The sequence below is a fragment of the Cobetia sp. QF-1 genome (assembly GCF_002213105.1).
Lineage (GTDB): Bacteria > Pseudomonadota > Gammaproteobacteria > Pseudomonadales > Halomonadaceae > Cobetia > Cobetia crustatorum.
Window position 1 is genome coordinate 665,140 of record NZ_NBVS01000002.1, and the last position, 25,520, is coordinate 690,659.

Sequence of the window (25,520 nt, forward strand, 5' to 3'; positions counted from 1 at the left end):
TCAGATCTGCACCAGTCCGGAGAAACCAAGGAAGGCCAGCGACATCAGGCTGGCGGTGACCATCGCGATCGCGGGCCCCTGGAAAGGACGCGGCACATCGGCGACGGCCAAGCGCTCGCGCATTGCAGCGAACAGCACCAGCACCAGCGAGAAGCCGACTGCAGCGCCGAAGCCATACAGGGTGGCTTCCATGAAGCTTGAGTTGCGATTCAGCGTCAGCAGTGCCACGCCGAGCACTGCACAATTGGTCGTGATCAGCGGCAGGAAGATACCGAGTACCTGATAAAGCAGCGGACTGGTCTTCTTGACCACCATCTCGGTGAACTGCACGACGACGGCGATCACCATGATGAAGGCGATGGTGCGCAGATACTCAAGCCCAAGCGGGGCGAGGATGTAGTGATAGGTGAGATAGGCGCACATCGAGGACAGTGTCAGCACGAAGGTCGTTGCCAGTGACATGCCCATTGCCGACTCGAGCTTGTTGGAAACACCCATGAAGGGGCATAGGCCGAGGAACTGCACCAGTACAAAATTGTTGACCAGAATGGTGCTGATCAGGATAAGAAGGTATTCACTCATCAGGGGCGTCGCTCGGTCAGGGTATTTCGAAGGCGCTCTACTGTTCACTGTCGTCATGCTGTCACACACATTCAGACACGCTGGTGCATGCAGTCACGATAGCGTATGGCATTGCTCTGCTGCACGGGCAGTTGTCAGCGTTCAGGCATGCAAGCATGTCACTGCTGGTCTGCCGCACGCTGTCAGGAAGCGATATGGCAAAGTGATTGCTGAGCGCGGCGTATTATACGCAAGATACTACTTATCGATAGCCTGCGACGCGGCCAGTAAGGCGTATTGTGGCCAGTATGTGGCGGGTATTGTTTCGTGTTTTGCTTGGCACTTGAAGTAATAAAGAATTATTCCTTTATAGCTTTTTGATAATGCTGGTGTTCGTCAGAGACTTTTCATCAGTAAGGAGTAGGTATGCGTGGAGCAGGTTCGCGGGGCAGGCGGCCGTTATGGGTCATCATCATCGTGGTCGTCATGGCGGGCATCTCCCAGCTGTCTGGCAATGGCAACTTCTCGCTCTCCCAGTTGTGGAGTGGCTTCCAGTCACCGAGCGCTGAGGTTGCGCAGGGTGCGGGCACCGCTACCGCGGATGAAAGCCGTCTGCGTCGCGCCATCAGCGCTCAGCAGAGTGATGTGCAGGTGCATGGCACGGGGGAGGTGATACGTCTGCTCCGGGATGATCTCAAGGGCAGTCGTCATCAGAAATTCCTGATCCGTGTGGTGGGGGGGACGACCATTCTGGTGGCGCACAATATCGATCTCGCGCCGCGTATCGACAGCCTCAAGGTCGGTGATCGCCTCGGCTTCTACGGCGAGTATGAATGGAACGACAAGGGCGGAGTGATTCACTGGACGCATCATGATCCCGGTGGCCGCCATGTGGACGGCTGGCTGGAGCACGCAGGTCGACGTTATGAGTGACAATCGGTCTGCCTGATACAAAAACGCCCCGCCAGAGAATCGTTGGCGGGGCGTTTTGCTGAATGGCTCTCAGCTTTCGGTCATCAGTGGATCAGGTCACACGCTGGCCCGGCTTGGCGCCAGTATGCGGCTCCAGCAGGTAGATGCCTTCATCATCACCGGCGGCCAGCACCATGCCTTCTGACATGCCAAAGCGCATCTTGCGCGGGGCCAGGTTGGCCACCATCACGGTCATGCGGCCTTCCAGGGCTTCCGGCGCGTAGGCAGACTTGATGCCGGAGAATACGGTGCGAGTCTCGCCACCGATATCCAGCGTCAGCTTGAGCAGTTTGGCGGCCTTCTCGACGTGTTCTGCCTTGACGATCTTCGCCACACGCAGATCGGTCTTCATGAAGGTATCGAAGTCGATCTCGTCTGCGATCGGGTCCGCTTCCAAAGCGCTCTGCGCTGCAGCGGTAGCCTCTGCCTTGGCGCTACCGTCCTTGATCTTCTGTTCTTCCACCAGCACTTCACGTGAGGCTTCAAGCATCTTGTCGATGCGTTCTGGCTCGACACGCGTCAGCAGCGGGGTGAACTTGTTGATCGCATGGCCGATCAGCACGACTTCACGGCTGGCCCAGTCAAGACTATCGACATTCAGGAACTCACGCGCCTTGTCGGTCAGCGTCGGGATGACCGGCGCCAGGTAGACCATCAGCTGACGGAACAGGTTGATACCCACCGAGCAGACCTCAAGCACTTCCTGCTCACGCCCGTCTTCCTTGGCCATTGCCCACGGTGCCTTGTCGGCGATGTAGGTGTTGGCCTCATCAGCCAGCTCCATCACCTTGCGCATGGCGCGGGCGAATTCACGTGCTTCAAAATCAGCCGCAATGCCTTCACCGGCGGCGATGAAGCGGTTGACCAGTGCTGGCTCGGCGCATTCGGCGGACAATTTTCCGTCGCCGAACTTCTTGACGAAGCCTGCGCAGCGGCTGGCGATATTGACAACCTTGCCGACGAGGTCTGAATTCACGCGTGCCGTGAAGTCGTCGAGATTGAGGTCAAGATCATCCACACCCGCCGTCAGCTTGGCAGCAAAGTAGTAACGCAGGTATTCCGGGTTCAGGAACTGCGCGTAGGTGTCGGCCTTGATGAAGGTGCCGCGTGACTTGGACATCTTGGCGCCATTGACGGTCACGAAACCGTGGCAATTGACGCTGGATGGCGTGCGCATGCCTGCGCCTTCCAGTATGGCCGGCCAGAACAGGGCGTGGAAGTAGACGATGTCCTTGCCGATGAAGTGGTGCACTTCGGCGTCGGAATCGGCGTTCCAGTAGCTGTCGAAGTCGAGGCCTTCGCGCTCGCACAGGTTCTGGAAGCTGGCGAGATAGCCGATCGGTGCATCCAGCCAGACATAGAAGTACTTGCCCGGTGCATCCGGAATCTCAAAGCCGAAGTAAGGTGCGTCGCGGGAGATATCCCACTCGGCCAGACCCGCTTCGAACCATTCCTGCAGTTTGTTGGAAATCTGGCTCTGTACGCGACCGCTCTTGGTCCACTCCTTCAGGAAGTCTTCGAAATTCGGCAGCTTGAAGAAGTAGTGCTTGGAGGTACGCATTTCCGGGGTGGCACCGGAGATGGCGGAGACCGGATCGATCAGCTCGGCCGGGGTGTAGGCCGCCCCGCAGGCTTCACAGTTGTCGCCGTACTGGTCTTCGGTCTTACACTTCGGGCAGGTACCCTTGATGAAGCGGTCGGCGAGGAACAGGCCTTTGACCGGATCGAACATCTGCTCGATATCACGGGTGGCAATATGGCCAGCATCACGTAGTGCCAGATAGATACGCTCGCTGTGGGCGCGGTTTTCCGGGGAATGCGTGGAATGGTAGTTGTCAAAGCCCACACCGAACTTGGCGAAGTCGGCCTGGTGCTCATCACTCACACGCTGGATCAATTGCTCAGCGGTCACACCTTCCAGCTCGGCACGCAGCATGATGGCGGTGCCGTGAGCATCGTCGGCACACACGTAGTGACATTCGTGGCCACGGCTTTTCTGGAAGCGTACCCAGATATCCGTCTGGATGTACTCAAGCAGGTGACCCAGGTGGATCGACCCATTGGCGTAGGGCAGGGCACTGGTGACCAGAATCTTGCGCGCTGACATGAGGCCTCGTCTTGATGGTAAAGGGCGCCTACTGCACGGACAGCAGAGGTTTGCCGGAATGACTCGTGATTCGGGCTGGCAGAGCCGGCCCGACGGGATGCCAATACTATATCGCGAAGGTGCGGGCGGCGCGAAGGGCACGTCGCGTAACTGGCAACGCCTCCATGCGCGACCCGTACTTCGAATCGCGCCCGAGGGACCCCATGAAGAGAGTTGATCGTGATGATTCAGTTCACGTTCATTCAGCTCACGACAGTGGAGGTATTTCATGTCCAGCAGATTATCAGTCGCCGGCCAGATCAATCGTCTTGTTCGTCAAGTGATGGCCCCCGGCAGCAACGCCAGGCCCAATGATGTGCCTGGCCCTGAGCTTTCGATGGCGGTATTGCTGTTCGAAGTGGTACACGCTGATGATGATCTGGATATACGCGAGCGACAGGCATTGGCGCATCAGCTGGCAGATCGTTTCTCGCTCGCGGATGACGAGCTGGCCAGTTTGCTGGAGCAGGCCGAGCACGACGCTGAGCAAGCCACTGACTACTACCGTTTCGTCAAGCAGATCAATGAGCACATGAGCCTTGAGGAGCGTACTGAGCTACTCGGCATGATGTGGGAGCTGGCTTATGCTGATGGCGAGTTGGATGCCCATGAAGAGCATCGTATCCGTCGTCTCGCCGGACTGTTGCACGTCAGTCACAGCGAGTTCATTCGCACCAAGCTGGCGGCGCGTCCCGAAGACGACTCCCGTCACTGATTGATTCCGCTGCACCGCCTTTCTGGGTAACAGCACCGACTGTCATCCTTTCGTCACATTTCTCCTTCTCAGGGGCTGTTTTGGTAGACGGCCCTGCCTGTCTCGATAATAGTGAAGTGCACGCCATGTGCCGAAGAGTGATGGTGTTATCGTGCTGGCAAGTTAGAACGCCTATAAAAACAATGCATTACGCTGGTTTTTTGCCGCATTCCATGAGGAATGTCTCTCGCGTTCCTGTCGTCAGCGTGGTGTCTGGCGTCATTAGGTGAATCGTGTAATTTGCCGCTTCCAGAGTGGAGAGCTCGTACGTGATTCAGCGGCGGAATATCCGGCAAGGCCAAGGAGTTCTGGATGATCACTACAGCGATATCCAAGCATGACACGCGCCGCCCATGGGGTCGCGCTGGGTGGACCGCTGCGGCATTGATTGGTGGCATGAGCTTTATGCCACTGGCGAACGCCGCCGAGATAAAGAACGTGATTCTGATGATCGGGGATGGCATGGGGCCGCAGCAGGTCGGCATGTTGGAGACCTATGCCAATCGTGCCCCGAATTCGATCTACCAAGGGCGCCCGACAGCGCTCCATCAGCTGGCGAAAGAAGGGGTAGTCGGAGCGTCACTGACGCATCCGGAAGATGCCATCGTGGTCGATTCCGCCTGTTCGGCGACGCAGCTGTCGACGGGAATCTTCTCGGGCTCTGAGGTGATTGGCATCGACTCGGAGGGCAATACGGTCGAGACAGTGCTGGAACTCGCCAAGCGCGTTGGCAAGGCGACAGGCCTGGTCTCTGACACACGTTTGACTCATGCCACACCGGCCGCCTTCGCAGCGCACCAGCCGCACCGTTCGCTGGAAAATGCCATTGCCGAGGACATGCTGACCACAGGGCCTGATGTCATGCTTTCCGGTGGCCTGCGTTATTTCGTGCCGCAGTCAGTCAGTGAGCCGGGCGAAAGCGCCGATAGCGTTGCCACGCTGATGAGAGGCGCCTGGGCACCTGCTTCCAAGCGCAAGGATGAACGCAATCTGCTACAGGAAGCGGCAGATCAGGGCTATGGATTAGCTTTCACTCGCGAGCAATTGGCGGCACTCAAGGGTGACAAGGTGTTGGGGCTGTTCGCCAACTCCGGCATGGCTGACGGTATCACCTACCGTGATAGCCACGATGATCCACAGCGCCAGCAGCCCACGTTACACGAGATGACTCAGAAAGCGCTCTCGATGCTGGAGCAGGACGAGGATGGCTTCTTCCTGATGGTGGAAGGTGGTCAGATCGACTGGGCAGCGCATGCCAATGATGCCGGCACCATGCTCAATGAAATGGTCAAGTTCGATGAGGCCGTGCAGGGTGTCTATGACTGGGCCAAGGGGCGTGATGATACGGTCATTATCGTGACGGCGGACCATGAAACAGGCGCCTTTGGCTTCAGCTATTCCAGCGCCAATTTGCCGCCTGCGCAAAAGAAGTCAGGTCCGGCTTTCAAAAGCCAGGATTACGCACCTAACTTCAACTTCGGCGATTTTGCGATTCTGGATAGCCTCTATGAGCAGAAGCAGAACTACTACAATCTGCTGAGTGACTTCGAGGCGCTACCGGAGGCTGAGCGGACGCCAGCGCAGCTGATGAAGATGGTCAATGCCAACAGTGACTTCCAGATTACCGAAGCGCAGGCAACGGATGTGTTGGCCAGCAAGCCCAATCCCTACCATGTCGAAGGACACAGCTATCTGGGCGTCACTGAAGTGCCGGCGATAAAGGACTTCGATGCCTTCTTCCCTTACAACGATCGTGGCAACTTGCTCGGACGTGCACTGGCGACTGAGCAGAATACCGTCTGGGGTACCGGTACGCACACGCATACGCCAGTTAACGTCTTTGCCTGGGGGCCAGCAGAAACCATTCTGCCAGTGTCTTCTATCCTGCATCACTCTGAGGTGGGTCAGTACCTGAAGACGCTGGTCGCTGACTAGTCATCAGGCCCGCTTTACCATGGTGTAGGGTGAAAATGTCATGACGTAAAAAAGCCCGCCATGCGTATTGCATGGCGGGCTTTTTTATCGCGTTCTGATGATCAGTTGCGATAGAACAGATGCTGGCCGATGCGTGCGGTGCGCACGAAGCGCTTGGCCCAATAAGGCGTGGCATAGCGTGCGTGGAAGTAGAGTGCGCCATCAGTGGTGTCTTCCAGCTGATGATTTAGCGCCTGACGTGCCACGTCGCGTGCCTGAGCGTAGGCCTTGGGTTCACGTACATCATCCGAGCGTCCGTCGCACCACCAGGAGAACTGACAGCTCCCCGTTTCGCCACCTTGCTTGATCACGCCACACAGACTGTCAGGGAAGCGCGGATCAGCAGCGCGATTGATCACGACATTGACGATACCCTGCATACCGCTCTTGCCTTCACCCTTGGCTTCCCAGTAGGCAGCGCGGGCCAGACAGGTCAGCGGGTCATCCAGCGGGCGCTGACCGTTGGGATCAATGGCACGGGCGCCAGCCTGAGTCAGCAACAAGGTGTCGGGAATGTTGGTCTCGCCCTGTGCCAGCAAGTTTTCCAGGCGCTCAGCCTTGACTACTGCGCTGGTGGCAGTGCTGGCGGGCGCATCCGCAGCCTGTGGAGCGGAGCAGCCCGCGGCCAGGGTAATACCAAACACCAGCACCAGGTGGCGTAAAGTGCGGGTAGTACATGGTGCGTGGCGCATAAGGTGGTGTAGACGCATACGAATTACCTGTGAACATGACCTGAGGGCATGGCCTGAAGAACATCATGGCCTGAGGAGCATGGAGAGACTTGGCGGCGGGCGATGGCTGTTCAGATGAGAGGTGACGCTCATTCTGATGGGTCGCTGGCCGATCGATTCGGCAGTCACCGCCGGTCTTTGATGGCGGCATTTCACGGACAAGCCCGATAGTTTGCCTGACTCCATGTCGGCATGACGTATGAATAGCTTCAACGCAGTTCTTGTTAAGCACAGTACTGTTCAACGTCACTCTGGCGGTGTCCGGCGCAAAGGGTTCCGTGCCCCAACGGGCAGAGTCGTCGTGTTGTGCCCGCTGCGCGCGCCCCAATAGAATATCATTTCTCGTGACACGACGCCTACGAGAGGTGCTGAGCGATCCCGTGGCATCATGATTCGGCCGTGTCATCGTTGGCGCATGCCGTTATCATGGCCGGCTATTTGTGATCGCCAGTCAGGCATCCCCATCTTCTGCGTGTTTCTTGCGTTGCCGCTTTGAGAGTCTCCCCATGACCGAACCCGTCCGTCTGTCCAAGTTTCTTTCCCATCAGCAGGGTATCTCGCGCCGTGAGGCCGAGCATCTCATCGCCAGTGGTGTGGTCCGTGTCGCGGGTGAAATCGTCGAAGCGCCGTTCTTCAAGGTCACTGACGAGATTGTCACTGTCGATGAGGGCGCCAGCATGGAGCCTATCGAGCCGCTGACCCTGGTGTGGTATCAGTCCCCCGGTGAAGAGCAGATAGACCCGCTGACGCTACGTGATGGCGCCCCCCGCAGTGCGCTGGATAACAGTGGCGCAGATTGGCTCAAGGTGCATTTCCTGTCTCAACATCCACTGGCAGAGCTTGGCGAAGGCGAGTCAGGGCTGGCAGTCTGGTCGCAGAATCGCGGTGTCATCCGCAAGCTCGGTGATGACCTTGATCAGCTCGAGCAGGAATATATCGTCGAAGTGGAAGGTGAGCTGGATGAAGAAGGCCTCAGGCGTATCGGCTATGCACTGTGTGCCGATATTCGCGGACGCAAGCCTAAGGTCAGCGTCAGCTGGCAGAGTGATATTCGCCTGCGTATCGCGATGAAGCGCGTGCCGCCGGGCGGTATCCGTGCTGCGGTTGAGGCACAAGGCCTCAAGGTGAACGAGGTGCGTCGTCTGCGTCTGGGTGCCGTCACCCTGGGTCGCATGGCACCGGGCGAGTGGCGTTTCCTGCCGGTTGATGTGCGCTTCTAGTCCGCTCCCCACTGTGTGGAGTCGATGCACCACTGGCATGTGACGGACGCTGAAGAGTTGACGTCATCGTGACGGGTTGGCTCCCGTCGCGGAGGGAAGGCATACTGTGCGCATCGTGTTTCACAGCTCATTTCGCTGACAGTTCAGACGGCTGCGCCTGCGGTATTCATGGGCATTGAAGCTCGCAGATCATCGCGGCGGGCCGTCACAGGAGTCTCAAAGTATGGAAGGCATCAAGCACATCGTCGCGGTCGCTTCTGGCAAGGGTGGCGTCGGCAAATCGACTGTCACTGCCAATCTGGCGCTGGCACTGGCAGGTGAAGGTCTCAAGGTCGGCCTGCTGGACGCCGACATCTACGGCCCGAGCCAGGCGCAGATGTTTGGCGTACCGACAGGGCAGCGTCCGGAGATGGCTGGCGAGCAGGTTTTCAGCCCTATCATTGCGCATGGCATCAAGACCATGTCGATGGCCTATCTGGTCGACGTCAAGGACCCGATGGTCTGGCGTGGCCCGATGGTCGCGGGCGCCTTTCAGCAACTGCTGAACCAGACCGCCTGGGGCGAGCTGGACATCCTGTTGATCGATATGCCGCCGGGCACGGGCGACATCCAGCTGACGCTGTCGCAGAAGGTGCCGGTTTCTGGTGCCGTCATCGTTACCACGCCGCAGGACATCGCGTTGCTGGATGCCCAGAAGGGCATCGAGATGTTCCGCAAGGTCAAGGTGCCGGTGCTGGGTGTGGTCGAGAACATGAGCACTCACACCTGCACCCAATGTGGCCATACCGAAGCGGTCTTCGGTGCGGGCGGTGGTGAGCGTATCGCGGGCGAGTATGAAACACGCCTGCTGGGTCAGCTGCCGTTGACCCTGAGCATTCGCGCCAATGCCGATGGCGGGCGCCCGAGTGTCATCGCGGAACCGGAAGGCGAAGTGGCCGAAAGCTTCCGTGTCATCGCTCGCCAGGTCGCCGCGGCACTGGACGGTGCCGATGCCGAACAGGGACCGAGCATCAGCTTCAGCTGAGGCAACGATTGCCAACGGCGTAGCAGTATCCAGTAGAGCAGCGGGCCGGTATCATGCTGGCCCGATTCTGCATGGCGTGTACGCGCGTCTTTATCCCATCAGTCAGTCAGGTACGCTCGATGAGCATCAAATCCGACAAGTGGATCCGTCGCATGGCGGAAAGCCACGACATGATCGAACCCTTTGAAGCCGATCAGGTGCGCTTTCACGACGAACGCCGTGTGATCTCCTACGGCACCTCCAGTTACGGCTACGATGTGCGTTGCTCGGATGAGTTCAAGGTCTTCACGAATATCCATTCCGTGATCGTCGACCCGAAGAATTTCGATGAGAAAAGCTTCGTCGATGTGAAGGGCGATTCCTGCGTGATTCCGCCCAACTCCTTCGCATTGGCCCGCACCGTCGAATACTTCCGTATTCCGCGTAACGTGTTGACCATCTGTCTGGGCAAGTCCACCTATGCGCGCTGCGGCATCATCGTCAATGTGACGCCGCTGGAGCCAGAGTGGGAAGGCCACGTCACCCTTGAGTTTTCCAATACCACCAACCTTCCGGCACGCATCTATGCCAATGAAGGTGTGGCACAGATGCTGTTCCTCGAGTCTGATGAAATCTGTGAGACCAGCTACAAGGATCGCGGTGGCAAGTATCAGGGCCAGCGTGGTGTGACATTGCCACGCGCCTGATCGCGATGGCAGTGCAAAAACGCGTCTCTTCGGAGGCGCGTTTTTTTATGCGTCGGATTCCGCCGCCAGGCCAGTCTCATTAGCCTGAAGTTGTATGAAACAACCGATTCAATTGAATGTTTGTTGCCTATGCTGTGAGTGGGTCGCCTTGACGGCCTGCGCCAATAAAAATTCGAGCAAGGGGCACATCATGTCATCTGGATCACGCAGCAAGAGAAGCGGGCTCGCCAAGCACTTCACCTTGAGCAGCCTGGCGCTCGCCATCAGTAGTGCCTTGCTGGCCGCGCCAGCACAGGCCTACTCCAACATGTATATCTTTGGTGACAGCCTGAGTGATTCCGGTCAGTTCCCGGATAGTGATCTCGGCGGCATCAACAGCCTGCGTTTCACCAATCGCAGCGGGCCGGATTACGAGAATTCGCCTTACGGTAGCGTCTCGACCCAATTGCTGGCGACGGAGCTTGGGTTGTCGGCAGACCCTTCCACCTCGGTCATCTATCAGCTGGCAGGCTTCAATGATGGCAACAACTACGCGGTGGGTGGCTATACCACCGCGCAGATTCTGGCCTCGGTGACGGAGGAGGATGGCTCCGAGGTGGCCATCCCCGTGGGGAGTCCGGGAGCGGGCACCGTGCTGCGTAGCGAGGATGGCTATCTGATCAGAGCCGAGGGTAGCGCTGACCCGAGCGCGCTCTATTACGTCAATGGCGGCGGCAATGACTTCCTGCAGGGCGTGATCACGTCACCTGCCACGGCGGTCGCTTCTGCGGGCAATCTGGCCTCAGCGGTCGAGGCGCTGGCGGCAGCCGGGGCCACGACCATCATGGTCTCCAACCTGCCGGATGTCGGTAGCACCCCGGCAGGGCAATCAGGTGGTGCCGCCCAGGCCGCGGGCACCTCTGCCTTGGTCTCTGTCTTCAATGATGCGCTTGGTGCTCGGCTCGCCGCGCTGGATGGCCAGGTCAATGTCATTCGTCTGGACACTGTCGGTATCCTCAATGAAGTGTTGGCATCGCCGGCCGAGTTCGGTTTTGCCACCGATGTACCGCTGACACAGGTGTGCTTCTCTGACAGCTGCAACGTCACGGACTATGGACTGGGCGGGGCCGCGGAAGACCCGAGCAAGTTACTGTTCAATGACGGCGTTCACCCGACCACCGCTGGTCAGGAGATTCTCGCCGACTACGCCTATGCGATGCTCGCCGCGCCCTCGGTGCTGGGGCTGGCACCGCAACTAGGTAGCGGTGCGCTCAATGCCAGCCAGCGTAGTCTCTCTGATGAATTACGCCCCGGTGCTCAGCAAGAGAATAAGGGAGTACGCGTCTTCGCCATCGGTTCATCCAGTGACGGTACCGGCGATAGCAAGACTTCCAGTGGTCAACAGGGCTTTGATAGTGAGCAGCGCGGTGCGGGAGTCGGTGTGATGTTGCCGCTGGATAATGCGCTGGGTGAGGCATGGGGCGGGGTGGCGGTGAGTCGCCGTACTGCCGATTACGATGTCGATGGTGGTAGCGATCTGGAACTGGATGGGCAGGTATTCAGCTTGTTTGCACGCCAGCAGTGGGGTGCGGTCGGCATGCAGGCATTGGCCAGCTATGGTGACTTTGATTACGACCTGGATCGTACCGTCACGCTCGGCCAGTCGTCGCGTACGCTGTCAGGTGAGACCGAGGGCGACGGTTTCAGCGGTGAGCTACGCCTCGATTATCGTCTGACCAACGCCGATTCGCTGTGGTACAGCGCGCCCTTCGTGGCCTATCGCCATACCGAATCTGATATTGATGGCTACACCGAGTCCGGCTCGGCGGCCAATGCCTTGAGTGTCTCTGATCAGACATTGCGTGACCGCCGCGTAGAAGCGGGCTTCATGGTCGACCGCGCCATCGCCGATGGTTTCGGACTCTACGGTGAGCTGGCCTACGGCAAGCGCCTTGACGATGATGCTGACAGTGCCGAAGTACGTCTGGCGAGCCTGTCGACCAATGCCTACAGCGCAGAGGACCTTGATCGCGGCAGTGATCACTATGTGCGCCTCGATGGTGGCTGGCGGATGCAGCTGGGGGCCAACGGCATGTTGCATCTTGGCGGTGGCATCGAGACGTGGGATGAGGTCAGTACACGCGTCGAAGTGGGGGCCAGCTACGCGTTCTGATAAGGTCTTGATCGGGTCTGTTCAGGCCGCAATGAGCCCCAGACAAAAGCCCCGCGACACAATGAGTGCCGCGGGGCTTTTCATGACAGCAAAGGCTATCAGCACATGAGAAGGTGTTGTGCTCAGCGCTTATTCGTCGTCGTCTTCCGGCAGCTCATCGCTGAGTTCTTCTTCCACATCAGCATGTGACAAGCGCAGTCCGCCGACCGGCAATGCGTGACCATCCAGCGTGGCCACATCGCCCTCAAGCTTCAAGCGGCCTTCCAGTGCCCAGCGCACCGCGATCGGGTAGATCAGGTGCTCACGGGTATGGACGCGCTCTTGCAAGCTCGCCTCATCATCGCCGTCCAGCACATTGGCCACCGCCTGAATCGCGACAGGGCCGCCATCCAGCGTTTCGGTGACGAAGTGCACGCTGGCACCGTGCTCACTCTCGCCGGCGTCCAGCACCTTGTGGTGAGTGCCGAGTCCCGGCCAGGCCGGCAGCAGTGACGGATGGATATTGAGCAGACGCCCGAAGAAGTACTGCACGAACAGCGGCGTCAGAATACGCATGAAGCCCGCCAGTACGACGAGGTCCGGCGAGTGACGCTCGATGACCTTGATCAACGCACTATCGTACGCTTCACGCGAGTCATACTCTGTGTGTGGCAGCACGACAGCATCGATGCCGGCTTCACGGGCACGTACCAGCCCGTAAGCGTCGGCCGTATTGGAGACGACGGCAACCACGTCGCCGCCCAGTTCGTCATGTTCCTGTGCGTCCAGCAGCGCTTGCAGATTACTGCCGCTACCAGAAATCAGCACTACGACACTGGGGCGCTCTACCGTGTCATCGGCTTCGAATCCGTTACCGAATCCGCCGAGCGTGCTGCCGTCGGTGGGTGTGGTATTCGGATCAATCATGCCGACAGATTCTCCAGTTGGACCTGTTCTTCCTCACCCTGACGGGTGCGGATGCTGCCGAGGGTGAAGACAGTCTCGCCACTCGCTTCCAGGTGTGCACGTGCAGCGGCGGCATCAGTGGCCGAGACGACCACGACCATGCCCACGCCACAGTTCAGCACGCGGTGCATTTCGTGTTCTTCGACATTGCCCTGCTGCTGCAGCCAGTCGAATACCGCCGGACGCTTCCAGCTGGCGATGTCGATTTCAGCGGTGCAATCCTTCGGCATCACGCGCGGGATGTTCTCCAGCAGGCCACCGCCGGTGATGTGGGACATGGCGTGCACGCTGAGGCCGGATTCGCGCAGCAGTGACAGCAGCGGCTTGACGTAGATGCGTGTCGGCGCCATCAGGGCGTCAGCCAGCGGCTGGCCGTCGATGTCCTGCTCGAGCAGAGACGCATCAGCGACTTCAAGGATCTTGCGGATCAATGAATAGCCGTTGGAGTGCGGGCCGGAGGATGCGAGGCCCAGAATCACGTCACCGGCACCGACCTTGCTGCCGTCGAGGATCTCGGACTTCTCGACCACACCGACGCAGAAACCGGCCAGATCATAGTCGCTGCCTTCGTACATGCCGGGCATCTCGGCAGTTTCACCACCGACCAGTGCGCAGCCAGATTGCAGGCAGCCTTCACCGATGCCTGTCACCACGTCAGCGGCGATGTCGATGTCGAGCTTGCCGGTCGCGTAGTAATCGAGGAACTGCAGCGGCTCGGCGCCAGCGACGACCAGGTCATTGACGCACATGGCGACCAGATCGATGCCGATGGTGTCGTGACGATTGAGGTCCATGGCCAGGCGCAGCTTGGTGCCGACGCCGTCAGTACCGGTGACCAGCACAGGCTGGCGATAACCGGCCGGCAGTTCGCACAGGGCGCCGAAGCCACCCAAACCACCCATCACTTCAGGGCGGTGAGTGCGCTTGGCGACACCCTTGATGCGTTCTACAAGGGCGTTGCCTGCATCGATATCGACACCGGCGTCCTTGTAGCTCAGGGAAGTCTTGCTAGGCGAGGAGTCCTGGGGGCGTTGCGTCATGTGCGGTTCCTGTCGGTGCGGCCTGGGCGGTGAGACACGATCGATCGGGGGGAATTGAAGGCGGCTATTGTAGCATTGCGCATCACGGCTGACACTGTGCCGATTCACAAAAACCACTTGAAATGTGAATGATGTGAACAGGTTGAGGCTTTCATGGCGTACCTGTCGCAAGGCATCCCAGCATTGGCGGTCTTCGTGCCTTGTGAGTGACTCGGGGACAGGCAACAATGACGCATCGAGTATGATCCGTTCCACGTGACATGGCATCGCCGCCATACAGGCACCTTTCAAGGAGTGATGATGCAGCGTAAATGGTGGTTGTTGGCAGCGGGCATGGCCTTCGTTGGTTTGCTGGTGCTGCTCGAACCGATTCTGATGCCGTTCTTCATCGGCATGATTCTCGCCTACCTCGGCGATCCGCTGGCGGACTGGCTGGAAGAGCGAGGCCTGTCGCGGCGTCTGGCCGTCAGCCTGGTGTTCAGCGTGCTGTCGGTGGTACTGCTGATCGCCGTGCTGATACTGGTGCCGCTACTGGGGCGTCAGCTCGCGCAGTTGATCAGCTTCATGCCGATGGTCTTCAACTGGATTCGAGAAACCGTACTGCCCGAAATCCAGTCGTTTACCGGCATGGATTTCAGCGCTGACTTTGATCAGGTACGTAGTCTGCTGCTGGGTAACTGGAAAGAAACCGGCACCTTCGCGGCGGCGCTGCTGGGCACGGTCTCCAAGTCCGGGCTGGCGATGGCCATCTGGTTGGGCAACATCGCGCTGATTCCGGTGGTCACCTTCTATCTGTTGCTCGATTGGGACCGCATGAAAGACAAGCTGCAAGCCTTGCTGCCGCGGCACATGGAGCCCACCGCCACCAAGCTTGCGCATGATTGTGATGAGGTGCTGGGTGCCTTCCTGCGCGGTCAGCTGCTGGTGATGCTGGCGCTGGGAATCGTCTATGCCATCGGCCTTGCCATCATCGGCCTCAAGTTTGCGCTGTTGATCGGGCTGATCGCCGGGCTTGCCAGTATCGTGCCGTATCTGGGCGTGATCGTCGGCGTAGTGATCGCCGCGACCGTCGCCTTCTTCCAGTTTGGGGAATGGTGGGCACTGCTGGCAGTGGGCGGCGTCTTTGCGCTGGGACAGTTACTGGAAGGCGTGGTGTTGCAACCGCTGCTGTTGGGCGACAAGATCGGACTGCATCCAGTGGCCGTCATCTTTGCGGTCATGGCGGGCGGGCAGTTGTTCGGCTTCACCGGCATTCTGCTTGCCTTACCGATGGCTGCGGTCATCATGGTGGTCTTGCGTTATCTGCTAGATCGCTATAAAAACAGTACTTTATATGACCAACAGCGAGATTCTCGTGGGGTGACCTCTTCCGCTGAAGCAGGAGCAGAGACCTCCGCGACTCAGGACTCTCATTGATGAGTCGCCGCGTGATGCTTGATCACGGTAACAACAAACAGCACAACGGATGGCAATGACTCAAGGACAGATGGCGCTCGGTGTCGGGGTACGCGACGCTGCCACCTTCAGCAACTATCACTTCACTTCCACCTCGCTGGCGGAGGCTCTCAAAGGACAGCTCTCCCCCGGTGGGGAGCCGTTCGTCTACCTCTGGGGCGGCGAGCAGAGTGGTCGCAGTCATTTGTTGCAGGCGGCGTGCCATCTGGCGGGGGAGCAGGGCAAGCGTGCCTTCTACCTGCCACTCAATGAGATAGGTCACTTTCCGCCGCACATGCTGGAAGGACTGGATGAAATGGATCTGGTCGCCATTGATGACCTTGATGGCGTCATCGGGCGCAAGCGCTGGGAAGAGGCGCTGTTCCACCTCTACAACCGTCTGCGCGATGGTGGCCGTCATCTGTTGGTCAGTGCCAGCTGCGCACCGCGCCTGCTGCCCGCGACCCTGCCGGACCTCGCCTCGCGGCTCTCCTGGGGCGTCACCTTCCACCTCTCCGGACTCGATGATGGCCAGCGTCTCGAAGCGCTCAAGCTGCGCGCACGTGATCACGGCCTTGCGCTGCCGGATGAAGTCGCCCGCTACATCCTGCATCGCGGCCCGCGCAGCCTACCGGGCCTGTTTGCTGCCATGAGTCAGCTCGACAACGCCTCGCTCTCGGCTCAGCGCAGGCTCACCATTCCCTTCGTCAAGCAGACGCTTGGCTGGTAAAGCCCGCTTTCTATTCCAGATGTCCGGTTAACTCCCGTGATGGCCGTTGAGAGTAGGGCGGGCCAATACGGATGATACCGCGTCAGCGCGCGGCCCCGATCTTGCAGTGAAACCGCTATCTATCACCGCCGTGATGTCCGAGGAGACATGACATGAACTGGCTAGACAAGAGTCGGGATCAAATGCACAAACACGCCAATTCGGTTGGCAACTTCCTGGTTGAAGGCTTTCACTATCTGGGGCTGTTTGCCATTGGTGGCGCGATTGCCATCGCCTCGGTCACCGCCTTCATGGAGATGATCGAGAAGGGCGCGGCCAGCGTCGATGACATTCTGCTGCTGTTCATCTATCTCGAACTCGGCGCGATGGTCGGTATCTACTTCAAGACCAACCACCTGCCGATCCGCTTTCTGCTCTACATCGCCATCACCGCGCTGACGCGCTACCTCATCGGCGATGTCTCCCACCACAAGGCCCCCGATATCGGCCTGCTCTACCTCTGCGGCGGCATCTTCTTCCTCGCCCTCTCGGTACTCGCCGTACGCTTCGCCTCCTACAAATACCCCTCCAGCAAATCCATCGATCCGATGGGCGGTACGGTAGGGGACGAGGACTCGACGCGATAGGTGAGTTATTATAATATACTATTAATATAGAATTGATCTTTATTGTATGTTTGTATGCCGTTGTTTTGAGGTGTTAAAAGTAGCCTTTGTGAGTTGCTACTGTTATTACGAAGTTCAAAGGGATGGGGCTTTGAGTGAATAAAATATTTGAGAATAAAGTAATAACTCATACAGTAGTAGTTCCCGATGCATTAACTGATGCAAGTGTCGCTACGCTACAGGCCGATTACTCTTTAACTGCTGTTGAATTTGAGCATATAAAACATGGCCGACACTTCTTCTATACACTGGCCCATGGGTTGTTATTGATAACAATTGGCTATGGCATTAATCTTGGTGCAAAAGCTTCATCTGTTGTTTTTGGAGTAGACCAGAAAATTTATTTTGGCGAATGGATTGCATTCTCTGTAGGTGCTTTTTTTACTATTGCTTTCTTTACCCTAAGTTTCTTTGTGTCAAGTGATCATAAGAAAGTTATGAAGGATATTAAAGATCACTTTAAAAATTCTCCTAAGCGTAAGCAGTTAGTTCGAGGTATAAGCGAATGACTTTCATGAGAAATAATCTTCCAAAATCGTATTCTCAATATGATCAGTTAACTGTTTGCAGTAATAAAATTTTAGGCGGTGGTCATATTATGTCTATAGGAGATGTATTGCCTCTGATTATAGGCGCTGGAGACAAGCCTCAAATATGGTTACAAGCTGCTTCTGACGGTCAGTCTAAAAATTACATATCTATTGTAGAAAACTCTGTATCAAAACATCCTGCTATAGATATTATCGAGCTTTCAGGGGTAATTACTGTAAAGCTTCAAGGTAAGGCTATCCTTAGTGTCAAATCTACCTCTGAGAAGTCTGCGGTTGTAGAGTTGATGGATTTTAGATTGATTGGTTTTAATATTTATGGTGATTCGTCATCTTTGAAAGTTGGCGGAAGCACATTCACTGGTAATACAATGTCTGGTGGTGGAGTGCTTATTGGGCTTGGTTGAGAGTTGTTCAAAATCATACCTTTTACTAATGCTTGATGAGTTTTCTTTTATTGATGGCTGTATTTTAGATTTTTTTGTTTAGCTTCAGTTCTTCTTATTCGCCACTTAACGTCAGACACAACCTGCGGCTGCCGCCGTGGTCGCGGTGTTCGCCGAGCCAGATGCCTTGCCAGGTGCCGAGGGCGAGCCGGTTGACGCCGCGGCGGGCTTCGACAGGTAGCGTGAGCTGAGTGCCGAGCAGGCTGGCGAGGACATGGGCGGGCATGTCGTCATCGCCTTCCAGCGTATGGCGGAAGTAGGGCAGGTTGCCGGGTACCAGGCGGCGCAGGAAGGCGTCCATGTCGTGGCGTACGTCGGGGTCTGCGTTCTCGTTGAGCGTCAGCGAGGCGGAGGTGTGCAGTAGCTGCACATGCAACAGGCCGACACTGACCGGTGGCATTTCGGCTAACGCCTGCTCCACCTCGTCACTGATGAGGTGAAAGCCGCGCTTGCGAGCGGAGAGGTTGAGGGTGTCGCGCTGCCACATAAAAGCACCTATGTTAAAAGTTTGGCATTTACCTTAACACCTAGTGTGTAGTCAGGGAATTACCTTGATAGCTAGCCTAATAGCTGTAAGTCTATAGCTATATTTTGCAAGATAAGGCTGTTTTTTGTTACGAATATGTAGATGAGGTATAACTAAATGAGCGCAGTTTTATACATATAAAAAGGAAAGGTGGTTTATGCTATTGTCAATTGCTTTGGATAGAGCAATCAGGAAGCCGCCCCCTGCGCGAATTCCATTAAGCTTACCATCAGCTTCAAATAATAATTTTTATTCAGTTGAACTTGTAGGTGATAATAGTAAAATTTTAGTGAAAGAGAAAGGAAATCTTGGCTTCAACTGCCTTGTATGGCAAGGCGAAGAAATAGGGATAAGGAGGGTATTAAATATAGATGAAGAATGTTACGCAAAATACAGCTTAAGAATAGAACATTATTATCGAGGGCATCAATTTACATACACCTCAGCTGTTAAATTCATATTTTTTGATTATATTAAGTGGTATAAGTTTCTAGTTTTAAAGGATGGCCTCGATCAGTCATTATATAACAATAGGTCTATAGTTAGAGAAGAAAGAATGGATGTGCTTAACTATCTTGTTGAGAAGAAGATTGAAAATGATAAGGAAAACTTTGACTCTATAAGTATGGCGCTTAATAAGAAAGCACACAAATGGCTTTATCATCCGGACAAAGAACGGTATCGAGCACATCTACAATTAATTTTAGATTCATTTGTAGAATCTGGTGATATTAAAAAACACGAAAATGGTTATCGTGTTACTGGAAAGGCCTTAATCACTTTATCCGAATATGAGCTGAATATCCAGAGGCATAAGGATATTTTAAAATCAACTAAGATGAGTAATAAAATATCTAGTGCAATACTCCTTATTGGGGCTTTAGGTATAGCGGCTCAGCTATTTATGTGGTTTATAACTAATGAGGAAAAGGCTTTGCTTTTTTTCGAAGGGTTGAAATCATTTTTCTACTAAGCAAAAAAGGCCAGCCCTCAGGGGCTGGCCTTTTTTGCTGCACTGATCGGGCGTTGTGTGGCGCGCTTGATCAGCCTGTCGTGCTGGCGGCGGCTTCGCTGACAGTGCGACGTGCGGCCTTGGCAGTGACACGTTCCGGCTCGTTCTTGCCGATTTCGCGTGCCAGCCAGTCGGCGAGCAGGCGCACACGGGTCGGGATCGGGCCGCGCGGTAGCAGCATGCCGATCTCGACCGGCGGAATTTCGTCACATTCCAGACGCTTGAAGGACTGGCCGTTGCGTTCGCTGAGCGAGTTGACCCAGTCAGTCGGCAGCACGGCGCGAATCAGGCCGTCAGCCACGTAATCCGTCAGCACTTCCAAGTCATCGGACTGGATGTGATTCGGACGCGGGTCTTCCGGGTGACGCGACAGCGAGGTACCAGAAACGAGTGGCTCCAGTTCGCCCCACGGCAGCTCGTCAGGATTCTCGACGTGAGAGGCCGCGTAGGCGGCCTGCTGCCACTGGGTCAGCGGGCGGAAGACGTGAGTGCTACCGGCCAGATGCGGGAAGCCGATGACCAGATGTGGCTGGTTTTCGAGAATCTCGCGGCCGTTGTGCCACAGCTTTAGCTTGATATCGACGCCATCGTGCTCTGACAGGAAGCTTGTCAGCGCGCGGCCCAGGAAGTGACGCCCGAGTGCCGGTGTGGCGTGAATACGAATGGTGCCCGTGAGATCAGACTGACGATCTTCGATAGCGCGATGTGCCTCGTCATCGAGGTTGGCCATCGATCGGGCGTATCGGTATAGCGTTTCGCCAGCTTCCGACAGGCGAATGCCGCGGTGGCCACGTTCGACCAGACGAGTGCCGAAGCGACCCTCGAGGGCATCGAGACGACGGCTGACGGTGGACTTGGGCAGGCGCAGACGTTCTGCGGCGCGGGACAGGCTGCCAAGGTCTGCCACCATCAGGAAGGTGTTATAGGCGTCGATATCGCTCATCGAATAGGTCCGGTTGTTCAGTGGGTCGGGGTGCGCCATCAAGGAAACACCCACCTTGTCACGAGCCTCGCAAGACGCTCGCAGCAGCGCGTGGCGCTGCACAACGGATTGCCTGTCGATGACCGTGCCCCTCTTTCCGGTGTTCGTGATACCGGCAAAGACACGCTCATCGATCAACAATCGGATAGTGCATTACGTACGACATGTCAGGGATATGCCGGCTCAGGTACAGGGAGTGGACCTATAAAAAAGGGAGGATCACTCTGAGCAGGCTAACTATATCATTGCTATGCCAAGGTTGCATCTGACGAAGCCAGGTATTGCGCGACTCCGGTATCAGCAAGGCGCGACGATCAGGGGGGATATCGTCCCTGTACGACATTCTTTTCTACTGCCCTATCGGCTCAGACGTCAGATAAAGGAGATGGTTCCGTATCTGATGACAGACAGGTGCCATAAAAGCGACTTGATGACTGATGACGTACGCATAAAGCGCCATCCGCGACACATGGGCATCTTTTCAGTCTTGTCACACGCTGCCCATCAGCTGGGCCACGCCACCATGACAAGACCACTGAGCAGAATCGCCAGTCCCGCCAGTCGCCAACCTCCCGGGCGCTCGCCAAGATACAGAATGCCCAGCAGTACTCCGATGGGAATCGAGAGCTGTCTGAGCGCTACCACTTGGCTGACGTTGCTGCTCATGGCCATGGCGACCAGCACTAGCCCATAGGTGCCCATCATCATGATGCCCGTCAGGCAGGGCCACATATCGATTTGGCGGAGAATAAGGCGCATTTCACGCCGTTCGTCAGGGATGAGCGCGACTATCGGTAGCATCCATGCGGCTGATGCGAGCGCTTGTAACACCATGAAGCTGGCGCCGGCCTGTATGGCAGACATGCCTGAGACGCCAAGTACGTCAACGGCCTGCTTGTCGACCAGTGAATAGCCGGTAGTCCCCAGTGCGGCGAGCAGGACAAAGCCGAGTGCTGGCAGGGTAACGCGGGAGCTGGTCGGCACTCGCGAGCCTCGCGGCATCAGTAGCGCACCGAGCATGATCAGCATGAAGCCCGTGAGGTGCAGTCCACTCGGCCAGGGTTCCAGCGCCAGCATCAGGCCCACGACAGGCACCATCACTACCGGAAGTGCGCGTGCCAGTGGATAGAGCAGGCTGATGTCACCACGCGCATAGGCCCAGGCTAATCCGCCCATGTAAAGCGCCTGACATAGCCCTGATGCTGCTAGCCAGCCCCAGAAAGCCATGGGCGTCTGGCTGATGCTCCAACCGCTCCACAATAGAATCGGGAGATAGAGCAGTCCGCCATACAGCATCGCGAGATTGAAGAAGGCTAGTGAAGGACGCCCACGCTTGCCGAGCAGGTTCCAGCTGGCATGCAGTACGGCTGATACTCCCAGTAATGTCAGCGCTAGCGGAGGAATCGAGAAGGCGGGGTCGGGTACGGACGATGGCAGGCTCATGCGGATTCCCTCTGCCAAGACTGGCATTGATGATCGTGATCATCATTGGCATGGCCATGGAGTGTGCTGCTTCTGCGCAGAGGGCCCGGCTCGGAATGTTGCGCGGTGAGCTGATGTTGTTCGATAAGGTCATGTGGCGCGCTTGGAGAATGATGTCGTGGCATGAGCGTGGCTTGTATGAGACCCGTGTAGGACGTCGGTGAATGCGGGATGGTGGAAGTCGCTGGCGGCACGCGAAATGCGTGGCGCTGTTCTAGCATGGCTCAGCGAGGTGTCGACTGCATGTGATGTAGGGTGTGCTTTTACGTTACGTTTTCGGGCTGATGTCACTGGGTGAATATCTTTTGAGACGTGGCGTGTGTTTCGTGGCTGATGAAGGTAGAACACGGCGTTGGGAGGTGACTGCCGAAGGTCGGCGGTGCCTGTGGGAGGCCGACAGGCTGTGCTACCATCGCGACCAAATGTTGGGTGCGATAGCTCATCGCGCTTGGCTCGGTATTCATGTTCCCGCCACTGGCGGGTGATAGCCCGGATAAGGAAGGATGCATGGCGCTACTGAAGATTTTTGTCGGCACGATGTATGGCGGTTCACTGGATGTGGCCGAGCAGGTGCAGCCGTTGTTCGAGCAGGCAGGGTATACGGTCGAGGTGCTGGATCAGCCGACGCTGACTGACCTGACCGAGACGCGCCCTGATCTGGCGCTATTCGTCACCTCCACCACCGGCAGTGGCGATGTGCCCGGTAATCTCACCGGCTTTCTCAATACGCTCAGCACTGAGTCACCCGCACTCGATTGGTTGCGCTATGGGATGATCGCGCTGGGCGATAGCTCCTACGGTGAAACCTATTGCGGCGCTGGCCGTCATCTTGACGAGCGCCTGGCGGACCTCGGTGCCACGCGTCACGGTGAGCGCCTCGAGATTGATGCCATGGAAACCTTCATGGCTGATGATGCGGCGCTGCCGTGGGTCGAGGCATGGATTCCGACCCTGCCGGCGACTGCCTGATTTCCCGCGTAACGTACTCCAGAGACTGATTGCATGACGAAACTGAAATCTGATCATCCCCGCGCGCGTAATCTGACGCCGCAGCGTGTCTCGGTATTGGCGGGTCTGGCGGTGGTGATGGTCGCCAATGTGCCGCGCTTCCTGATGAGTGGCGATAACACCCGTCTCATGCTGATCGTGGGCTTTGCCGTGGCGATTACCGCACTAGGCGTCTACATCTATCGTCAGCTGCCGGATACCGCCAAGGGCGAAGTGCCGATGCTGATGCGCCGCCTGCTGGTCTGGATGGTGGTCGGGCTTGCCGCAATGGCAGCCTTCAACTTCGCCGCGCCGATGCTGGACCGTGTGCAGGAAGGTAGTCTTGAAGTGCTGGTGGATGGCCTGACGCTGGGCTTGGTCGCGCATGTGATCAGCCTGTGGATGCACCGTGGTCGCAACGACAAGTAAGACGCTCGGTCTCATACAAACGAGAACGCCCCGATCATCACTGATCGGGGCGTTCTCGTTTTTGTTCTCAGCAATGGTCGTGAGGTATCACTTGCTGAGGGTGTAGCAGGGCACGTAATCGGTGCCCGGCAGCTTCATGCGTCCCTGGGCCACGAAGGATGTCAGCAATGCATCCAGGCGATGCATCAGCTCTGGCTCAGCAGTCAGGCGGAAGGGGCCATCGCGCTCGATCTCTTCGATGCCTTCCTTCTTGACGTTACCGGCGACGATGCCTGAGAAGGCGCGACGCAGGTTGGCGGCCAGTTCATGCACCGGTTGATTGCGGTGGAGCGCAAGGCCCGTCATGTTGGTATGCGTCGGTGCAAACGGCTGCTGGAAGTGCGGGGCAATGTGTAGGCGCCAGTTGTAGTAGAAGGCGTCATGATGGCTGCGGCGGAACTCGGCCACTTCATCAATGCCCGCGCGCATGGTGCGGGCCACTTCAACCGGATCATCGATGATGATGGTGTAGCGCGCGCGCGCTTCCTCACCCAGGGTATAGGTGATGAATTCGTCGATCTGCTGGAAATATTCAGCGCTGGCTGCCGGCCCCGTGAAGATGACCGGGAAAGGCAGCCCCTCGTTTTCCGGATGCAGCAGAATACCCAGCAGATAGAGAATCTCTTCTGCGGTGCCCACGCCGCCCGGGAAGACGATGATGCCATGCGCGGTGCGCACGAAGGCTTCAAGGCGCTTCTCGATGTCCGGCATGATGATCAGTTCATTGACGATCGGGTTCGGCGACTCAGCCGCGATGATGCCCGGCTCCGACACTCCCAGATAACGCCCTTCCTTGCGACGCTGCTTGGCGTGCGCGACGTTGGCGCCTTTCATCGGCCCCTTCATCGCACCGGGGCCACAGCCGGTGGAGATGTCGAGTTCACGCAGGCCGAGGTGGTAGCCCACGTCCTTGGTGTACTCGTACTCTTCGCGGTTGATGGAGTGGCCACCCCAGCAGGTGACGAGACTCGGCTCACGCGAGGCCTTGAGGGCACCGGCATTACGCAGGATATGGAACACCGCGTTGGTGGTGCCTTCGGTGGTCGAGAGATCAAAACGCGGTGTGTTCTGGATCTCGTTGGCCACATAGACGATATCGCGCAGCACGCTGGAGAGATGCTCGCGGATGCCGCGAATCATCTTGCCATCGACAAATGCATCGCCCGGTGCGTTATCCAGCTTCAAGCGAATGCCGCGATCCTGCTGCAGCACTTCAATCTCGAAGGTCTTGTGGGCGTTGAGCACCGAGACGCTGTCATCGGTCTGACTACCGCAGTTCAGTACTGCCAGCGCACAGCGGCGCAGGATGTCATGCAGGCCATTGGAGGAGGTGTCGCGCAGGCGATTGACCTCATCCTGAGACAGCACTTCCAGGCTGCCTTCCGGCGAGATGATGGTCGATACCAGCGTAGAGCTGGTATCGCGTGAATAAGTGGTGGCTTCACTGGTGACAGAATTCATGGCCGTCTTCCTTGTGTCAGGCGCCCACGGTGGTCTGGGCGCGTTTCCGGACTTCTGTCCAGAGTTCGCCGATGCGTTCGCGGTCATCCACGCTCATGCTGTCTTGTGCAAAGGCGTGATGCATCCACTCTTCAAAGGTGGCGTCAAAATCTTCCGCGACCACGTCATCGGCGGCGTAATCGGCGTTCTCGAGCACCAATTCCACCTGGGGGATCATGTAACCCAGTGGGAACAGGTCAACTTCAGCGCATTCGCTTTCCATCGCGAGCAGCGCCTTGTGAATGGCTTCGCCGCGTGCGGCCAGAGGATCAAGCATCGGGAGCATCTCGTGATTCGAGCCAGTGCTCCAAGGCACCGGCAAAGACAAATAAAAAGGGCAGAGGGTGGCACTTATTCCGAAGCACGCGGCCGCGGAATATTGGCCAAGGCTGCACTCGGCAATTCTTGCTCAACAATGCCTCGATGCTAACACGCGAGAGTGCCACCGCGCAGCGCTGCGCATAGGCGCTGGCTCTGATAGAATCATGGGCTTTGCGGGTCGGTGGCACCTGTGCAGACATTCAGGCAGCTATTC

The 25,520-nt window shown here is 57.3% G+C and carries 25 protein-coding genes; 15 read left to right on the forward strand and 10 right to left on the reverse strand.

Features of this window, described 5'->3' with window-relative positions:
* A complete protein-coding gene (rsxA, locus tag CFN46_RS06190; RefSeq protein ID WP_024951830.1) occupies positions 1–582 on the reverse strand; it encodes an electron transport complex subunit RsxA in 582 nt (193 codons plus the stop codon).
* 405 nt (positions 583–987) lie between these two features.
* On the opposite strand from rsxA, the gene CFN46_RS06195 reads away from it, so the two are divergent.
* Complete coding sequence (locus CFN46_RS06195; RefSeq protein ID WP_254918422.1) at positions 988–1,494, forward strand: DUF3465 domain-containing protein; 507 nt, start codon at positions 988–990, stop codon at positions 1,492–1,494.
* Positions 1,495–1,585: 91 nt separating this feature from the next.
* On the opposite strand, the gene metG is transcribed toward CFN46_RS06195, so the two are convergent.
* Entirely contained in the window at positions 1,586–3,640 is a 2,055-nt protein-coding gene (metG, locus tag CFN46_RS06200) for a methionine--tRNA ligase (RefSeq protein WP_088742967.1), read from the reverse strand.
* Positions 3,641–3,908: 268 nt separating this feature from the next.
* Here metG and CFN46_RS06205 point away from each other — a divergent pair, with 268 nt between their 5' ends.
* Together CFN46_RS06205 and CFN46_RS06210 are read left to right on the forward strand one after the other, a co-directional pair.
* The gene (locus CFN46_RS06205; protein ID WP_088742968.1) at positions 3,909–4,394 is read left to right on the forward strand and encodes a TerB family tellurite resistance protein; all 486 of its coding nucleotides are present in this window, start codon (positions 3,909–3,911) and stop codon (positions 4,392–4,394) included.
* A gap of 351 nt (positions 4,395–4,745) precedes the next feature.
* Complete coding sequence (locus CFN46_RS06210) at positions 4,746–6,368, forward strand: alkaline phosphatase (RefSeq protein ID WP_246116512.1); 1,623 nt, start codon at positions 4,746–4,748, stop codon at positions 6,366–6,368.
* Positions 6,369–6,469: 101 nt separating this feature from the next.
* On the opposite strand, the gene CFN46_RS06215 is transcribed toward CFN46_RS06210, so the two are convergent.
* A complete protein-coding gene (locus tag CFN46_RS06215; RefSeq protein ID WP_217897782.1) occupies positions 6,470–7,117 on the reverse strand; it encodes a cell wall hydrolase in 648 nt (215 codons plus the stop codon).
* Between the two features lie 527 nt (positions 7,118–7,644).
* On the opposite strand from CFN46_RS06215, the gene CFN46_RS06220 reads away from it, so the two are divergent.
* From CFN46_RS06220 to CFN46_RS06235, 4 genes are all read left to right on the forward strand, one after another.
* Complete coding sequence (locus tag CFN46_RS06220; RefSeq protein ID WP_024951826.1) at positions 7,645–8,358, forward strand: RNA pseudouridine synthase; 714 nt, start codon at positions 7,645–7,647, stop codon at positions 8,356–8,358.
* A gap of 175 nt (positions 8,359–8,533) precedes the next feature.
* Positions 8,534–9,382 (forward strand): iron-sulfur cluster carrier protein ApbC, encoded by an 849-nt coding sequence (gene apbC, locus CFN46_RS06225; RefSeq protein WP_254918423.1) that lies wholly within the window; start codon positions 8,534–8,536, stop codon positions 9,380–9,382.
* A gap of 119 nt (positions 9,383–9,501) precedes the next feature.
* Positions 9,502–10,068, forward strand: a complete 567-nt coding sequence (dcd, locus tag CFN46_RS06230) for a dCTP deaminase (protein WP_024951825.1) — start codon at positions 9,502–9,504, stop codon at positions 10,066–10,068.
* Positions 10,069–10,258: 190 nt separating this feature from the next.
* Entirely contained in the window at positions 10,259–12,220 is a 1,962-nt protein-coding gene (locus CFN46_RS06235) for an autotransporter domain-containing protein (protein WP_176426420.1), read from the forward strand.
* A 129-nt stretch (positions 12,221–12,349) separates the two neighbouring features.
* On the opposite strand, the gene purN is transcribed toward CFN46_RS06235, so the two are convergent.
* Both purN and purM read right to left on the reverse strand, forming a co-directional pair.
* Positions 12,350–13,126, reverse strand: coding sequence for a phosphoribosylglycinamide formyltransferase (purN, locus tag CFN46_RS06240; protein ID WP_088742970.1), 777 nt, complete (start codon positions 13,124–13,126; stop codon positions 12,350–12,352).
* Complete coding sequence (gene purM / locus CFN46_RS06245; protein WP_024951822.1) at positions 13,123–14,205, reverse strand: phosphoribosylformylglycinamidine cyclo-ligase; 1,083 nt, start codon at positions 14,203–14,205, stop codon at positions 13,123–13,125. Before purM ends, purN begins: the two co-directional genes overlap by 4 nt.
* Before the next feature lie 300 nt (positions 14,206–14,505).
* Between purM and CFN46_RS06250 the strand changes: the two genes are divergently transcribed.
* From CFN46_RS06250 to CFN46_RS06270, 5 genes are all read left to right on the forward strand, one after another.
* Positions 14,506–15,621, forward strand: a complete 1,116-nt coding sequence (locus CFN46_RS06250; RefSeq protein WP_088742971.1) for an AI-2E family transporter — start codon at positions 14,506–14,508, stop codon at positions 15,619–15,621.
* Between the two features lie 49 nt (positions 15,622–15,670).
* Positions 15,671–16,369 (forward strand): DnaA regulatory inactivator Hda, encoded by a 699-nt coding sequence (gene hda / locus CFN46_RS06255; RefSeq protein WP_088742972.1) that lies wholly within the window; start codon positions 15,671–15,673, stop codon positions 16,367–16,369.
* Between the two features lie 152 nt (positions 16,370–16,521).
* Positions 16,522–16,995, forward strand: a complete 474-nt coding sequence (locus CFN46_RS06260) for a phosphate-starvation-inducible protein PsiE (RefSeq protein ID WP_088742973.1) — start codon at positions 16,522–16,524, stop codon at positions 16,993–16,995.
* A 134-nt stretch (positions 16,996–17,129) separates the two neighbouring features.
* The gene (locus tag CFN46_RS06265) at positions 17,130–17,543 is read left to right on the forward strand and encodes a hypothetical protein (protein WP_088742974.1); all 414 of its coding nucleotides are present in this window, start codon (positions 17,130–17,132) and stop codon (positions 17,541–17,543) included.
* 5 nt (positions 17,544–17,548) lie between these two features.
* Complete coding sequence (locus tag CFN46_RS06270; RefSeq protein ID WP_088743062.1) at positions 17,549–17,989, forward strand: hypothetical protein; 441 nt, start codon at positions 17,549–17,551, stop codon at positions 17,987–17,989.
* A 94-nt stretch (positions 17,990–18,083) separates the two neighbouring features.
* On the opposite strand, the gene CFN46_RS06275 is transcribed toward CFN46_RS06270, so the two are convergent.
* Entirely contained in the window at positions 18,084–18,515 is a 432-nt protein-coding gene (locus tag CFN46_RS06275; protein ID WP_088742975.1) for a secondary thiamine-phosphate synthase enzyme YjbQ, read from the reverse strand.
* A gap of 196 nt (positions 18,516–18,711) precedes the next feature.
* Here CFN46_RS06275 and CFN46_RS06280 point away from each other — a divergent pair, with 196 nt between their 5' ends.
* Positions 18,712–19,527 (forward strand): hypothetical protein, encoded by an 816-nt coding sequence (locus CFN46_RS06280; protein ID WP_088742976.1) that lies wholly within the window; start codon positions 18,712–18,714, stop codon positions 19,525–19,527.
* A 70-nt stretch (positions 19,528–19,597) separates the two neighbouring features.
* Here the strand turns inward: CFN46_RS06280 and CFN46_RS06285 are convergent, their stop codons facing one another.
* Both CFN46_RS06285 and CFN46_RS06290 read right to left on the reverse strand, forming a co-directional pair.
* Entirely contained in the window at positions 19,598–20,509 is a 912-nt protein-coding gene (locus CFN46_RS06285; RefSeq protein ID WP_176426421.1) for a LysR family transcriptional regulator, read from the reverse strand.
* A 543-nt stretch (positions 20,510–21,052) separates the two neighbouring features.
* Complete coding sequence (locus CFN46_RS06290; protein WP_088742977.1) at positions 21,053–21,991, reverse strand: DMT family transporter; 939 nt, start codon at positions 21,989–21,991, stop codon at positions 21,053–21,055.
* A gap of 546 nt (positions 21,992–22,537) precedes the next feature.
* Here CFN46_RS06290 and CFN46_RS06295 point away from each other — a divergent pair.
* Positions 22,538–22,999 carry a flavodoxin domain-containing protein gene (locus CFN46_RS06295; protein ID WP_088742978.1) on the forward strand — a complete coding sequence of 154 codons (462 nt, stop codon included), beginning with the start codon at positions 22,538–22,540 and terminating at the stop codon, positions 22,997–22,999.
* Positions 23,000–23,032: 33 nt separating this feature from the next.
* Entirely contained in the window at positions 23,033–23,446 is a 414-nt protein-coding gene (locus tag CFN46_RS06300; protein ID WP_024953387.1) for a hypothetical protein, read from the forward strand.
* A gap of 87 nt (positions 23,447–23,533) precedes the next feature.
* On the opposite strand, the gene ppnN is transcribed toward CFN46_RS06300, so the two are convergent.
* Complete coding sequence (ppnN, locus tag CFN46_RS06305) at positions 23,534–24,946, reverse strand: nucleotide 5'-monophosphate nucleosidase PpnN (RefSeq protein WP_088742979.1); 1,413 nt, start codon at positions 24,944–24,946, stop codon at positions 23,534–23,536.
* A gap of 16 nt (positions 24,947–24,962) precedes the next feature.
* The gene (locus CFN46_RS06310; RefSeq protein WP_024953389.1) at positions 24,963–25,262 is read right to left on the reverse strand and encodes a hypothetical protein; all 300 of its coding nucleotides are present in this window, start codon (positions 25,260–25,262) and stop codon (positions 24,963–24,965) included.
* Positions 25,263–25,520 lie beyond the last annotated feature (258 nt).

What these genes read in the sequence shown, in the direction of transcription:
- rsxA (WP_024951830.1), bottom strand. Translation starts at nt 582, where the DNA reads ATGAGTGAATACCTTCTTATCCTGATCAGCACCATTCTGGTCAACAAT.
- CFN46_RS06275 (WP_088742975.1), bottom strand. Translation starts at nt 18,515, where the DNA reads ATGTGGCAGCGCGACACCCTCAACCTCTCCGCTCGCAAGCGCGGCTTT.
- dcd (WP_024951825.1), top strand. Translation starts at nt 9,502, where the DNA reads ATGAGCATCAAATCCGACAAGTGGATCCGTCGCATGGCGGAAAGCCAC.
- CFN46_RS06195 (WP_254918422.1), top strand. Translation starts at nt 988, where the DNA reads ATGCGTGGAGCAGGTTCGCGGGGCAGGCGGCCGTTATGGGTCATCATC.
- CFN46_RS06205 (WP_088742968.1), top strand. Translation starts at nt 3,909, where the DNA reads ATGTCCAGCAGATTATCAGTCGCCGGCCAGATCAATCGTCTTGTTCGT.
- purM (WP_024951822.1), bottom strand. Translation starts at nt 14,205, where the DNA reads ATGACGCAACGCCCCCAGGACTCCTCGCCTAGCAAGACTTCCCTGAGC.
- metG (WP_088742967.1), bottom strand. Translation starts at nt 3,640, where the DNA reads ATGTCAGCGCGCAAGATTCTGGTCACCAGTGCCCTGCCCTACGCCAAT.
- hda (WP_088742972.1), top strand. Translation starts at nt 15,671, where the DNA reads ATGGCAATGACTCAAGGACAGATGGCGCTCGGTGTCGGGGTACGCGAC.
- CFN46_RS06210 (WP_246116512.1), top strand. Translation starts at nt 4,746, where the DNA reads ATGATCACTACAGCGATATCCAAGCATGACACGCGCCGCCCATGGGGT.
- CFN46_RS06290 (WP_088742977.1), bottom strand. Translation starts at nt 21,991, where the DNA reads ATGAGCCTGCCATCGTCCGTACCCGACCCCGCCTTCTCGATTCCTCCG.
- CFN46_RS06215 (WP_217897782.1), bottom strand. Translation starts at nt 7,117, where the DNA reads ATGCGTCTACACCACCTTATGCGCCACGCACCATGTACTACCCGCACT.
- CFN46_RS06260 (WP_088742973.1), top strand. Translation starts at nt 16,522, where the DNA reads ATGAACTGGCTAGACAAGAGTCGGGATCAAATGCACAAACACGCCAAT.
- CFN46_RS06235 (WP_176426420.1), top strand. Translation starts at nt 10,259, where the DNA reads ATGTCATCTGGATCACGCAGCAAGAGAAGCGGGCTCGCCAAGCACTTC.
- CFN46_RS06285 (WP_176426421.1), bottom strand. Translation starts at nt 20,509, where the DNA reads ATGAGCGATATCGACGCCTATAACACCTTCCTGATGGTGGCAGACCTT.
- CFN46_RS06300 (WP_024953387.1), top strand. Translation starts at nt 23,033, where the DNA reads ATGACGAAACTGAAATCTGATCATCCCCGCGCGCGTAATCTGACGCCG.
- CFN46_RS06310 (WP_024953389.1), bottom strand. Translation starts at nt 25,262, where the DNA reads ATGCTTGATCCTCTGGCCGCACGCGGCGAAGCCATTCACAAGGCGCTG.
- CFN46_RS06270 (WP_088743062.1), top strand. Translation starts at nt 17,549, where the DNA reads ATGAGAAATAATCTTCCAAAATCGTATTCTCAATATGATCAGTTAACT.
- ppnN (WP_088742979.1), bottom strand. Translation starts at nt 24,946, where the DNA reads ATGAATTCTGTCACCAGTGAAGCCACCACTTATTCACGCGATACCAGC.
- CFN46_RS06295 (WP_088742978.1), top strand. Translation starts at nt 22,538, where the DNA reads ATGGCGCTACTGAAGATTTTTGTCGGCACGATGTATGGCGGTTCACTG.
- CFN46_RS06280 (WP_088742976.1), top strand. Translation starts at nt 18,712, where the DNA reads ATGCTATTGTCAATTGCTTTGGATAGAGCAATCAGGAAGCCGCCCCCT.
- CFN46_RS06220 (WP_024951826.1), top strand. Translation starts at nt 7,645, where the DNA reads ATGACCGAACCCGTCCGTCTGTCCAAGTTTCTTTCCCATCAGCAGGGT.
- purN (WP_088742970.1), bottom strand. Translation starts at nt 13,126, where the DNA reads ATGATTGATCCGAATACCACACCCACCGACGGCAGCACGCTCGGCGGA.
- CFN46_RS06250 (WP_088742971.1), top strand. Translation starts at nt 14,506, where the DNA reads ATGCAGCGTAAATGGTGGTTGTTGGCAGCGGGCATGGCCTTCGTTGGT.